The sequence below is a fragment of the Streptomyces sp. NPDC055254 genome (assembly GCF_053606025.1).
This window is the reverse complement of the sequence record NZ_JBSGQV010000018.1, coordinates 18,519-30,512: the sequence shown is the minus strand read 5'-3', so window position 1 is coordinate 30,512 and position 11,994 is coordinate 18,519. Positions and strand designations below refer to the sequence as shown.

Annotated in this window: 10 protein-coding genes, 1 tRNA gene and 1 pseudogene; 9 read left to right on the top strand and 3 right to left on the bottom strand. The window is 71.9% G+C overall.

The genetic code is table 11. The features are described 5' to 3' along the window. Positions 1-143: 143 nt before the first annotated feature. Together ACWFQ8_RS18915 and ACWFQ8_RS18910 are read right to left on the bottom strand one after the other, a co-directional pair. Positions 144-2,528, bottom strand: a complete 2,385-nt coding sequence (locus ACWFQ8_RS18915) for an SUKH-4 family immunity protein (protein ID WP_453787382.1) — start codon at positions 2,526-2,528, stop codon at positions 144-146. Positions 2,529-2,535: 7 nt separating this feature from the next. Further along, positions 2,536-3,531 carry an SMI1/KNR4 family protein gene (locus ACWFQ8_RS18910; RefSeq protein WP_453787381.1) on the bottom strand — a complete coding sequence of 332 codons (996 nt, stop codon included), beginning with the start codon at positions 3,529-3,531 and terminating at the stop codon, positions 2,536-2,538. Between the two features lie 296 nt (positions 3,532-3,827). On the opposite strand from ACWFQ8_RS18910, the gene ACWFQ8_RS18905 reads away from it, so the two are divergent. Together ACWFQ8_RS18905 and ACWFQ8_RS18900 are read left to right on the top strand one after the other, a co-directional pair. Next, entirely contained in the window at positions 3,828-4,400 is a 573-nt protein-coding gene (locus ACWFQ8_RS18905) for a YwqJ-related putative deaminase (RefSeq protein WP_453787455.1), read from the top strand. 2 nt (positions 4,401-4,402) lie between these two features. Then, positions 4,403-4,912, top strand: a complete 510-nt coding sequence (locus tag ACWFQ8_RS18900) for an SUKH-3 domain-containing protein (protein ID WP_453787380.1) — start codon at positions 4,403-4,405, stop codon at positions 4,910-4,912. Positions 4,913-5,034: 122 nt separating this feature from the next. Here ACWFQ8_RS18900 and ACWFQ8_RS18895 read toward each other — a convergent pair whose 3' ends face one another. Further along, positions 5,035-6,291, bottom strand: coding sequence for a sensor histidine kinase (locus ACWFQ8_RS18895; protein ID WP_453787379.1), 1,257 nt, complete (start codon positions 6,289-6,291; stop codon positions 5,035-5,037). A gap of 127 nt (positions 6,292-6,418) precedes the next feature. On the opposite strand from ACWFQ8_RS18895, the pseudogene ACWFQ8_RS18890 reads away from it, so the two are divergent. From ACWFQ8_RS18890 to ACWFQ8_RS18860, 7 genes and pseudogenes are all read left to right on the top strand, one after another. Continuing rightward, positions 6,419-6,831 (top strand): annotated as a pseudogene (locus ACWFQ8_RS18890) (hypothetical protein); the annotation flags it as partial. 11 nt (positions 6,832-6,842) lie between these two features. Next, positions 6,843-6,913, top strand: a tRNA-Gln gene (locus tag ACWFQ8_RS18885). Positions 6,914-7,036: 123 nt separating this feature from the next. Beyond that, complete coding sequence (gene glmU / locus ACWFQ8_RS18880) at positions 7,037-8,482, top strand: bifunctional UDP-N-acetylglucosamine diphosphorylase/glucosamine-1-phosphate N-acetyltransferase GlmU (RefSeq protein ID WP_453787378.1); 1,446 nt, start codon at positions 7,037-7,039, stop codon at positions 8,480-8,482. 134 nt (positions 8,483-8,616) lie between these two features. After that, the gene (locus ACWFQ8_RS18875) at positions 8,617-9,594 is read left to right on the top strand and encodes a ribose-phosphate diphosphokinase (RefSeq protein ID WP_453787377.1); all 978 of its coding nucleotides are present in this window, start codon (positions 8,617-8,619) and stop codon (positions 9,592-9,594) included. Positions 9,595-9,775: 181 nt separating this feature from the next. Further along, on the top strand, positions 9,776-10,357 hold the full coding sequence (locus ACWFQ8_RS18870) for a 50S ribosomal protein L25/general stress protein Ctc (protein ID WP_453787376.1): 582 nt from the start codon (positions 9,776-9,778) through the stop codon (positions 10,355-10,357). Positions 10,358-10,448: 91 nt separating this feature from the next. Next, positions 10,449-11,039, top strand: coding sequence for an aminoacyl-tRNA hydrolase (gene pth / locus ACWFQ8_RS18865; protein ID WP_453787375.1), 591 nt, complete (start codon positions 10,449-10,451; stop codon positions 11,037-11,039). A gap of 184 nt (positions 11,040-11,223) precedes the next feature. Next, complete coding sequence (locus ACWFQ8_RS18860) at positions 11,224-11,994, top strand: LPXTG cell wall anchor domain-containing protein (RefSeq protein WP_453787374.1); 771 nt, start codon at positions 11,224-11,226, stop codon at positions 11,992-11,994.

Genomic DNA, 11,994 nt, shown 5'->3' with positions numbered 1-11,994 from the left:
ACCTTATCGGTGCTCGCCGCCCTGGCGGGGGTAGTCCTGGTCAGCGTGCTCACCCTCCTCGAACACCGCGTCCGCGCCGGCCGCGTGGGGGGGGGGGGGGGGCCCCCCCCCGGCCATTCAACCGATCACGGGATCAGGTGCGGTCAGAGCAGTCCGTCCCACATCTGCTCCAGCAGCACCGACCACCAGTTCTCCGGCGAGGCAAGGGCCGCGCCGTCCAGCCCGGCCAGATTCGCCTGGAAATCGACGGTCCACCGCCCCGCCTGCTCCGGCGTCAGATGCTGGCGCAGGCGCCACATGTGACCGAGCAGCGCCAGACACCGTACGAACTGCGGCAGGCTCGAATTCACGAACTGCGGAGGCACCGGAGCACCGCCCGGACCGCCCTCGACCGGAACCGCCACGATGTTCGCGGTGCCGTACTGCACGCAGAGCGCCTTGCCGAAGTCGCTGCCGACCACGAGGTAGGACCCCGCGTCCGACGCCGGCTGCACCTGCCGCTGCGCCGCCATCTCGGCCAACGTGGGCAACGGCGCCCCCGGCACGGCCTGGGCCCAGAAGAACGGCCCGAAGTCGACGGGCAGCCCCGACCACATCAGCGTCTGCGCCACGATCTCCGGCACGCCCTGACGGGACACCGCGCGCTGCTCGAAGCGGAACACGCCCTGCGGCCCGAACGCACCCGCCAGTTCCTGCGCGATGGCGTCCAGCGGGATCGCCGGCTGCAACGGCACCTGCGGCAGGGGCGCGCGTACCGGCGCGGGGCGCGCCGGACCGTCCGCCACCTGGTGCAGCTCGCCCTGATGGGTGAGCAGGTGCCGCATGCCCTGCTGACGGCCCGCGTGGTCCTTGCCGTACGGGGCCACGCTCGTGATCCGCACCTGCGGCCAGGTCTCCCGGATCATCCGGGCGCAGTACCCGCCGGGCAGCTCGCACGACTCCAGCTCGGTGTGCAGCTCCAACACCTGCTGCGGCGGCACGTTCATGGCGCGCAGCTCGTACAGGATCTGCCACTCCGGGTGCGGGGTGCCGGGCGCCGAACGGCGAATGAGCTGCTGCTCGGAGCCGTCGGGCGCACGGTAGCGGAGCACGGCCTGGTAACCGGGGCCGACCGTGGGCAGGCCGGAGGGAGCCTGCGGCTGCGGTGCGCCGGGACCCGCCGGGGGCGGACCGGGCGGACCGGGCGGCTGACCCACCACCGCCGGACCGGCCAGCATCGTCGCGGCATGGTCGATACCCCGCCCACTGGAGGCACCGGGAGCACCGGGCGGACCGGGAGGCGCGGGCGGCTGACCCACCACCGCCGGACCGGCCAGCATGGTCGCGGCATGGTCGATACCCCGCCCACTGGAGGCACCGGGGGCGCCGGGCGGACCGGGAGGCGCGGGCGGTGCGGGCGGCCGACCCGCGCCGGAAGCATCCGGAGCGCCCGGCTGCGGTACGCCGGGACCCGCCAGCATCGTGGCGGCGTGGTGCGCCCCGCCACCGGGGGCGCCGGGCGGACCCGGCGGGGTCGGCGGCTGACCGGCCCCCGCCCCCTGCGACCCGGACGCGGGAGCGGGCGGCCTGACGGCACCGGCCTCGCCGCCCGCGGAACCCCCGCCACCCGGGCGGGAGACCTCGGCCCTGCTCGTCGGCGCGTCGGCGATCCCGGCCGGCCCCGCCTCCTGCCCCAGCGCCGGGACGACCGCGGTCCTCGGCAGCCGGCTGCCCCCCGGCATCAGGGTGGTCCTGGCCTCCGGGGCGGACCCCGACGACGGCAGGTCCTCCAGGTCGGAGCCGGACAGCGGCGGCGCGAACACGGTCGCGGGCAGCGGCACGGACACGTCGTCCGCGCCCGGGTTCACATCGGTACCGGCCCACGGCGTGGCACCGACCGGCACCCCGTCGTTGGCGGTCGGCTCGTACGGGACCTCGCCCCCCTGGCGCGGCGCAGCCCCGTCCGCCGCCCCGACCGACGCGTCCGGGACACCGGAAGCACCCCCCGGAGCAGCGGTACCGGCCGCCGCGGCCGCCACGGACGCGGCGGACTCCCCACCGGCAGAGGCAGAGGCACCGGCAAGGGCGCCCGCACCGTCACCGGCGCCCGCACCCGCCGCACCGGCGCCCGCCGCACCGGCAGCCGCCGCCGCGCGCGAGGACCCACCGGGGATCCCGGCCCGGTCCGCCGCCTCCTGCAACCACTCCGGCGGACTCAACATGAAGGACGTCTGCTCCGAGTCGATCCGCGGCGGCGGAACCGAAGCCTCCGAGGCCACCGCCACCGCCACGGCCCCGTACTCCTCCTCGTACCGGCGGATCACCTCACCCACCGGCAGCCCCGGCCACAGCGTCACCTCCCCGCTGTCCCGCGCGATGACCAGCCGCTGCCGGCCACCCCCGGACACCGGACCGGCCGCCCGGTCCTCCGCCCACACCACGAACCCGAGCCCGAACTCCCGTACCCGCACCTCCCGGTGCTGATACGCGGGCACGTCGCCGTTGATCCACTCTTCTGCGCGCTCCTGCGCCTGCGCGAACGTCACCACCGCGCCGTCACCCCTCATCCGAACCGGCACGCGCCACGGGAACCGAGCGTGCGAATCCGCCGTCCACCATCAGACCGGCCACCGTCTCCAGCTCCGGCGGGTTACCCGCCAACCGCTCCAGAAAGGCGTCGAAATCACCGCCGCACGGCAGCAACAGCCGCTCCACGCGCTCCTGCACCGACCAGCCGTCACGGTCGCGCGCGTCGTCGTACGGGGAGAACCACACCGACCCGACGCCCTCGCCGCGCACCTTCAGCGCGAGCAGCCCGCCCTGCGCGAAGGCCACGCACAGGTAGTCCTTCGTCAGATGGTCCCGCAGACACTTGTTGACGTACACCAGGTCATTGACGGCGGCCTCCTCACGCACCGTGAAGAACGGCTGGTCCACCAGCAGACCGAGATCCACGTCCAGGCCCGCGCCCACCGGCGCACACCCTCCCGCCGCCTTGAGGAACGCGCGGTACGGCTCCGGCAACCGGTAGCCCAGGTCCTCCTCGACACCCTGCACCTGCGCCTCCGAGACGGACACCACCGACTTCGGCAGCCCCAGGTGCGCCGGACGCACCTCCTGCAAGGGGCGCGTCCCCCGCTTCTCGTGGTCCACCGGAGCGGTCGTCAGTCCCGCGTGATGCCGCAGCAGCGCCTTCACCTCGACCGGAACCAGCTCCATGCGCCGCGAGCCCGCCACGTGGTGCCAGGTCCAGCCGTGCGGGGTCGCCACCGGGCCGACGGTGTCCCACAGCTCGTGCCCGGCCGCCCGCATCGCCGCGTTCGCGGAAACGCAGTCCGTCAGCCGCAGCTCGTCCACGCCGAAGCCCTCGGGCGGCTCCGCGATCTCGACCGCCGCGCGGGCGTAAGGGGAGAAGTCCGGATACCCGTTGCCGTCCATCCGCACGCCGCGGGGATGCCGAGCGGCCCGGACCGGGTCCGGGAAATGCACGACCTGCCCCGAGTAAGCGGCGTTGGGTGGCGCGGCCTGCTGCCCGAGCCGACCTGTCGTCATGGCGGTAGCCCCCTGCTGGATCTGGCTGGTTCACCACAGCCTATGCGCTGGGGCAAGGGGGTCGACCGCGTGCCGGCCGCGCATCCTCAGGGTGGCCTGGAACATCCGAATTGATACGAATATTCGACCCCGCTTCCGCATGACAGGAGACATTTGACAGGCTGTCCCCGCAGCACGGGGGCGTGCGCGACAGCGGCCACCACCGCCGCCACGGGAGGGAAGGCACGACCATGCACTACACGGCGACACGCACAGATCCGGCCGACTCCGCCCCGCGGACGACCGGTTCCACGAACATGACCGGCGCGACCGCGGCCGCCCCGGTGCCGGCACCGGCACCGGCACCGACCAGGGAAGCCACGCCCGGCGGCACGGAAACCGCCGGGCCCACCGGGGACCCCCGCCTGCGCTGGAGCGACAACGGCGGCCGCCCCGCCGCCCCCGTCCTGCGCTTCCGCCGCGACGGCATCCTCCCCACCGTCGCCGCCGCCCTCTCCGTACGCGGCGAAACCCTCACCGGCACCGCCGGCAAGGCCGACCAGCCCCCCGCCCTCCACCCGCTCGTCCAGGACTTCCTCGACACCCTCACCAGCGGCCAGCGCGAGCGTTTCACCGGCCGATGTCCCGAAGCGATCCTCGTCTCGCGGCACCTGACCGCCGTCGAAGGCGCCCGCTCCCGCCGCGCCTCGCGCAAGCCGCTCACCCCGAGCGAGGCCCGCCGCTCCCTCAAGCAGTCGAAGATCACCGCCCGGCGCATCCGCGAGGACGGCGACCCCCTCCACGGCAGCTACGCACCCCCCTGCCGCTCCTGCGAAGCCCTCCTCGCCCACTTCGGCGTACGCCCCGTCGACCTCACCCCCTCCGAGTAGCCATGACGACCACCTCCGCGTCCTACGACCGCTCCTCGGCCACCCGTTTCCCCGTCGCCGTGGACTCCGCGCTGCGCACCGCGGGGTGGGAACCGGGCCGCTGGGACATCAAGCAGGCCGAGTACTGGGCCGACGCGCTCCGGGACCACACCACTCCCGCCGGGCACCGCCACACCGTCTTCCCGGCGGCCGTGGAAGCCTGGGCGGAGTTCGGCGGCCTCACCGTCGCCGCCCCCGGACCCGGCCGCCAGATAGCCCCGACGCCCGTCCGGCTCGACCCGCTCACCGGACTCCACCTGGCCCGCACCTTCGCCGACCTGGGCCGGGCCCTGTCCACCCAGCTCTGCCCCCTCGGCGTCGAAGCGGACGGCGGCTCCCACCTCGCCCTGGACCGCGAGGGGCGCGTCTACGGCATCGACCACACCGGCGACTGGTACCTGGGCTCCGGCCTCGACGAAGCCCTCACCCTCCTCCTGACCGGCCTCCAGCCGACCCGCCTCACCACGGCCTGACCGGACCGGACGCCCGGGACGCCCCGCATGCGCCCCGGACGTCCCGCATGCCCGGGCGCCCCGGACGCCCCGGACGTCCCGCACGTCCCGGACGCCGGGACGCCGGGACGCCCCGCGCACCTCTATCCGACCGGCAGGACCGCCGACACCCGGAACCCCCCGGCGTCCGTGGGCCCGGACACGAACACCCCGCCCAGCCCCAGCACCCGCTCCCGCATCCCCACCAGCCCGTTCCCCCCGCTGGGCAGACCCGGCTCCGCCGCCTTCCCGTCGCACGGCCCGTTCTCCACCTGCATCGCGACCTCTCCCTCCCGGTGCGCGAGCCGCACCACGACCCGCGCGCCCGGGGCGTGCTTGTGGCAGTTGGTCAGCGCCTCCTGCACCACCCGGTACGCCGCCTGCTCCACCTCCGCCGCGTACGCCGCCCCCTCGCCCTGCACCACCATCTCCACGACCATCCCCGCCGCCCGGGACTGCCCCACCAGCACCTCCAACTCACCGAGCGAAGGCCCGTCCTCCCACCCGCCCACCAGCGCGGCCGGCACGGCCGCCAGCGCGGGGGACGCGGCCGGCTTCGGCGCCTGCGCCCGCAAGACCCCGAGCATCTCCCGCAACTCCGTCAGCGCCTGCCGCCCCATGTCCCCCACGAGCGCCGCGTTCTTCGCCGCGCGCGCCGGATCCTTGGCGGCGATCGCCTCCAGCGCGGCCGCGTGCACCACCATCAGACTCACCCGGTGGGCCACCACGTCGTGCATCTCCCGCGCGATGCGGCTCCGCTCCTCGGTCCGGGCCCACTCGGCCCGCTCCTCCGCCCGGTCCGCCAGCAGGGACAGCTCCCGCTCCAGCGAGTCCGCCCGCTCCTGCAGGCTCTCCATCAGCCGGCGGCGGGCCCCGATGTACAACCCGAACAGCACCGGCGGCACGGTCAGCGCCACTGCCACGAACCCGGAGAGCACGACCACCAGCCGCGGGTCCGCCTCCACGTCCACCCGGGTCCGCAGGTACATCACCACGTACGTGGCGGCCAGCGACATCGAGGCGAGCGTCGCGGTGATCCGCCGCGGCACCTCGGAGGAGGCGAGCGTGTACAGCCCCACCACCCCGAGCAGGAACCCCATGGCCGCGGGCGCCACCGCGATCCCCACCAGCACCACGGCGATCGGCCACCGCCGCCGCAGCACGAGGGTGGACCCGACCACGAGCCCGAACACCACCCCGAGCGCGACCGGCGCCCCCGCCTCACCGGCGAAGGCGACCCCTTCCCACGCGCACTCGACGGCGGACACCCCGCCGAGCACCACGTCCCCCACGGCATCCCGCCGCCGCGCCCACCACAACGGCGGCCCGGCGCGGCCTTCCACTTCCCCCGTACAGGTCATGCCGACCACCCTACGCAGCGCCCCCAGCACGTCCGCGACCGGAATTCCAGCAAACCAGTGGTCATTGCACGTACGACTGAATCGCCCACCCATCGAGACCTGAATCCCACATTCCGGACGACATTGACGGCGCCGTACCAAAGCGGGCGCAGCCGCTGACATCCGCACTCTGTCGGACCGGGAACTGTTCGTGCTGGGTGTCGGTCTGTACTGGGCAGAGGGCAGCAAGGACAAGGCGTACGCCCGCCGCGAGCGCGTGATCTTCGTGAACAGCGACCCCGACATGATCCGCGTCTATCTCGCGTGGCTCCACCTGCTGGGCGTGCAGAACGAGGACCTTCGCTACAGCCTCATGATTCACGAAACCGCCGACGTCACCGCAGCGGAGGGATTCTGGACGGAGTTCGTCGGCGCGAACCCGTCGCCGGCTGCCTCGCGATTCGCGTTCTCCAAAGCGCCGGTCTCTACCGTCGCATCGAGGGGTGGTGGTGCGGCATAGTAGGGGCTGCGTCCCATCCCGATCACTGGAATCGGACATAGCTGGCGAACCATCCCGGATCGTCTAAGGGCAGGACAAATGGTTTTGGTCCATTGAATGAGGGTTCGAATCCTTCTCCGGGAGCTCACAGAGCACTGATGCTCAGATACGGGTCCTGACCTCCGCGGTCGGGACCCGGCTTCGTTAACGGGCCCCGGCCCCCCGGTATCCTTCACGGGTCCACCCCCGAAGCCGAAGGGCATCCCCGTGAGCGCCAACCGCCCGGCAGCCGTCGTCGTACTCGCAGCGGGTGAAGGCACCCGCATGAAGTCGGCCACACCCAAGGTTCTGCACGAGATCTGCGGGCGCTCGCTCGTCGGTCACGTCGTCGCCGCCTCCCGCGAGCTGGACCCCGCCCACCTCGTCGTCGTCGTGGGGCACGCCCGCGAGCAGGTCACCGCGCACCTCGCCGGGATCGACGCCGACGTCCGCACCGCCGTCCAGTACGAGCAGAACGGCACCGGCCACGCCGTCCGGATGGCCCTCGAAGAGCTCGACGGCACCGTCCACGGCACCGTGGTCGTCGTCTGCGGCGACACCCCGCTGCTCACCGGCGAGACCCTGGCGCAGCTCACCGCGACGCACGAGGCCGACGGCAACGCCGTCACCGTGCTCACCGCCGAGGTGCCCGACTCCACCGGGTACGGGCGCATCGTGCGCGACGCCGGTGGGGCCGTCGTCGCCATCGTCGAGCACAAGGACGCCAGCGACGCGCAGCGCGCGATCCGGGAGATCAACTCGGGCGTCTTCGCCTTCGACGGGGCCCTGCTCGCGGACGCCCTCGGCAAGGTCCGTACCGACAACAGCCAGGGCGAGGAGTACCTCACCGACGTCCTCGGCATCCTCCGTGAGGCGGGGCACCGCGTAGGCGCCTCGGTCGGTTCCGACCACCGCCAGATCCTCGGCATCAACAACCGCGTGCAGCTCGCGGAAGCCCGCGCCCTGCTGAACGCGCGGCTGCTGGAGCGGGCCATGCTCGCGGGCGTGACGGTCGTGGACCCGAGCAGCACCTTCGTGGACGTGACGGTCACTTTCGGCCAGGACGCGGTCGTGCACCCCGGCACCCAGCTGCTGGGCGCCACCCGTATCGCGGAGGGGGCCGAGGTCGGCCCCAACACCCGCCTCAAGGACACGGTGGTGGGCGCGCGGGCCCGGGTGGACAACACCGTTGCGGACAGCGCCGTCGTGGGCGCCGAGGCGTCCGTGGGGCCGTTCGCGTACCTGCGTCCGGGCACGGTCCTGGGGGCGAAGGCCAAGGCGGGCACGTACGTCGAGATGAAGAACGCGACGATCGGCGAGGGCACCAAGGTGCCGCACCTGTCCTATGTGGGCGACGCGACGATCGGCGAGTACACGAACATCGGCGCGGCGAGCGTCTTCGTGAACTACGACGGTGAGCACAAGCACCACACGACCGTCGGCTCGCACTGCAAGACGGGTTCGGACAACATGTTTGTGGCGCCCGTCACCATCGGGGACGGTGCCTACACGGCGGCCGGGTCCGTGATCACGAAGGACGTTCCGCCCGGCGCGCTGGCCGTGGCTCGGGGCCAGCAGCGGAATATCGAGGGCTGGGTGGCCCGCAAGCGTCCGGGAAGCTCTGCCGCGGCGGCGGCGCAGTCGGCGGTCCAGGTGGACTCCGACGGCCGTTGAGGTGAACTGACCGGAAACAGGTGCGTCGGTGACGGCGTACCGTGATAGGTGCACGCAATTCGGCTGGCTCACCGTGTGCGGGACGGACGCGCACGGGGGCGAGCAGCTTTCAACACGTCTGAGGAGACAGTGCTGTGACCGGGATCAAGACGACCGGCGAGAAGAAGCTGATGCTCTTCTCCGGCCGCGCCCACCCCGAGCTGGCCGAGGAGGTCGCGCACCAGCTGGGAGTCGGCCTCGTGCCGACCAAGGCTTTCGACTTCGCGAACGGTGAGATCTACGTCCGCTTCCAGGAGTCGGCACGTGGCGCGGACTGCTTCCTGATCCAGAGCCACACGGCTCCGATCAATAAGTGGATCATGGAGCAGCTGATCATGATCGACGCGCTCAAGCGCGCGTCGGCCCGTTCGATCACCGTGATCGTCCCGTCCTACGGGTACGCCCGCCAGGACAAGAAGCACAAGGGTCGCGAGCCGATCTCGGCCCGTCTGGTCGCGGATCTGCTGAAGACTGCGGGTGCGGACCGCATCCTGACGGTCGACCTGCACACGGACCAGATCCAGGGCTTCTTCGACGGTCCGGTGGACCACCTCTCGGCGCTGTCGGTCCTGGCGGACTACGTCGGTGCCAAGGTGGACCGCACCAAGCTGACGATCGTGTCCCCGGACGCCGGTCGTGTGCGGGTGGCCGACCGCTGGTGCGACCGCTTGGACGCGCCGCTGGCCATCGTGCACAAGCGCCGTGACAAGGACGTCGCCAACCGGGTGACGGTGCACGAGGTCGTCGGTGAGGTCCGCGGGCGCGTCTGCGTGCTGGTCGACGACATGATCGACACGGGTGGCACGATCTGCGCCGCCGCCGACGCGCTGTTCGCGCACGGTGCGGAGGACGTCATCGTGACGGCCACGCACGGCATCCTGTCCGGCCCGGCCGCGGACCGTTTGAAGAACTCCAAGGTCAGCGAGTTCGTGTTCACGAACACCCTGCCGGATCCGTCCGACCTGGAGCTCGACAAGATCACGGTGCTGTCGATCGCCCCGATGATCGCGCGCGCGGTGCGCGAGGTCTTCGAGGACGGCTCGGTCACCAGCCTGTTCGAGGAGCAGCAGTAACCGCTGCGCGCCAGATCCTTTTGGTGCGGCCTCCCGTGCCGGGTACACTCCATGAGTTGCTCGGCGAGGGAGGCCGTACCGGTTTCACGGTACGGATGCTCCGTTATCGACGCGCTCTTCGTAGCAGGCCGTTCCGGCCGGGTGACTTCCGTCCATTTCCGTCACCCCACGAGGAGTGAGCATGTCCGAGGTCAAGCTTTCCGCCCAGGTCCGTGAGAGCTTCGGTAAGGGCTCTGCCCGTCAGGCCCGTCGCGACGCCCTGACTCCCGCCGTCATCTACGGCCACGGCACCGACCCGAAGCACGTCAACGTCGACGCCCACGCCCTTCAGCTGGCGCTGCGTACCCCGAACGTCCTGATCTCGCTGGACCTCGGCAAGGCCGGCACCGAGCTGGTCATCCCGAAGGCCGTGCAGAAGCACCCGCTGAAGCGCTCGATCTCCCACGTCGACTTCCTGATCGTCAAGAAGGGCGAGAAGGTCACCGTGGACGTCGCGATCGTCACCGAGGGCGAGCTGGCCGCCGGTGGCAACATGCTGGAGACCCTCCAGAACACCATCTCCGTCGAGGCCGAGGCCACCCACATCCCGACCGAGGTCACCGTCTCGATCGCGGGCCTCCACGCCGGCGACACCATCCACGCCAAGGACCTGGTCCTCCCGAAGGGCACCACCCTGGCCGTCGACGGCGACATCGCCGTTCTGCAGGTCGTCGCCCCGCAGGCGGAGGAGCCGGCCGCCGACGCCGAGGGCACCGAGGCCTGAGTCTCGCCTTCCCCCCTCAGCAGTTGCTGACCGACCGCCGTCCGGCTCCACTGGAGCGGGACGGCGGTCGTCTTCGCTTAAGGAGTTCTTGATGTCGGACGACGCGGCACCTTGGCTGATCGTGGGCCTCGGCAACCCGGGGCCGGAGTACGCGGGCAACCGCCACAACATCGGTTTCATGGTGGTCGATCTGCTCGCGGACCGGATTCGCGGGAAGTTCAAGGCGCACAAGGCCCGGGCGCAGGTCGTGGAGGGTCGTACGGGGCCGCCCGGGCCGGCCGGCCGCCGTGTCGTGCTGGCCAAGCCGATGACGTACATGAACTTGTCGGGCGGTCCGGTGACGGCTCTGCGCGACTTCTACAAGGTGCCGTTGGAGCGTGTCGTGGCCGTCCACGACGAGCTGGACCTCGACTATCCGACGCTGCGCCTGAAGCTGGGCGGCGGGGACAACGGGCACAACGGCCTGAAGTCGATGACGAAGTCGTCGGGTCCGGACTACCACCGGGTGCGCTGCGGCATCGGCCGGCCGCCGGGGCGGATGCAGGTGGCGGACTTCGTGCTGAAGGACTTCTCCTCGACGGAACGCAAGGAGCTGGAGTGGTTCGTGGACCGGGCGGCCGACTCGGTGGAGTGTCTGATCCAGGAGGGGCTGGAGCGCGCGCAGTCGACGTACAACTCCTGAGCGGATGCGGGGGCGCCGCGTCGGGGTGTCGCCGTGCGGGGATCGTTATATCGGACAAACCGGTGCTCGGGCGCCCGACTGCGAACGAATGATGACGAGTACCTCTTGACCGGGGTGGCCTCGGTCACGATGCTGATCGCCGCCCCCCACGGCTCTCCTTCCTCATCAGTGTCAGAGGTATTTCATGGCCCTTTCCACGATCCGCCGGACGGCCTTCACCGTTGCCGCGTCGTCCCTCCTGGTCGCAGCCGGTACGGCCCCCGCCCTCGCGGCCGACGCGTACACCGTTCCGCTGCACCAGCCCCTTCCGATCACGGCGGGTTCCTTCGGGAAGCCGGAGCCCAAGTGCGCCGACATTCCGGCGACCCGGGACGGCTGGCACTTCATCGCGCCGGGCAGCCCGAACGACATCGCCTTCGTGCGCCTCACGGTGCGGTTCGAGCCCGGTGGTGAGCAGGTCATCACGACCTTCGGTCCGCCGAACGAGAACCACGCGTACGCGGCTTCGGAGCCCGGTGCGAAGTTGGTTTCGGCGGTCGCCGAGGTGGAGGGCACCACGGGCGGCGGCAAGAAGCTTGAGTGGTTCAACCTGTCGCACACCTGCCCGGCCACCGCTACGCCGACTCCGACGTCGACGGTGACGACGACCGCATCGGCGTCCACTTCGGTCTCCGCGTCCGCGTCGACGTCGGCCTCGGCTTCGACCTCGACCTCGGCGTCGGTTTCGGCCAGTACGTCCGCCTCGGCCTCGTCGAGCGTGTCGCCGTCCGGCTCGGCCTCCTCCCCGGCTCCGTCCGGTTCGGGCGCCACGACCGGCGGTTCCACCGGCGGGGGCGACCTCGCGAAGACCGGTTCCGACGCGCCGGTCGGCCTGATCGCCACGATGGCGGCCGCGCTGATCGCCGCCGGCGCCGTGCTGGTGGTCCGCCGCCGCAAGGCCGGCGCCGCGGGCTGA

Coding starts and splice junctions, on each gene's coding strand:
- ACWFQ8_RS18870 (WP_453787376.1), top strand. CDS start 9,776: ATGTCCGAGGTCAAGCTTTCCGCCCAGGTCCGTGAGAGCTTCGGTAAG.
- ACWFQ8_RS18895 (WP_453787379.1), bottom strand. CDS start 6,291: ATGACCTGTACGGGGGAAGTGGAAGGCCGCGCCGGGCCGCCGTTGTGG.
- ACWFQ8_RS18910 (WP_453787381.1), bottom strand. CDS start 3,531: ATGACGACAGGTCGGCTCGGGCAGCAGGCCGCGCCACCCAACGCCGCT.
- ACWFQ8_RS18905 (WP_453787455.1), top strand. CDS start 3,828: ATGACCGGCGCGACCGCGGCCGCCCCGGTGCCGGCACCGGCACCGGCA.
- ACWFQ8_RS18900 (WP_453787380.1), top strand. CDS start 4,403: ATGACGACCACCTCCGCGTCCTACGACCGCTCCTCGGCCACCCGTTTC.
- pth (WP_453787375.1), top strand. CDS start 10,449: ATGTCGGACGACGCGGCACCTTGGCTGATCGTGGGCCTCGGCAACCCG.
- ACWFQ8_RS18860 (WP_453787374.1), top strand. CDS start 11,224: ATGGCCCTTTCCACGATCCGCCGGACGGCCTTCACCGTTGCCGCGTCG.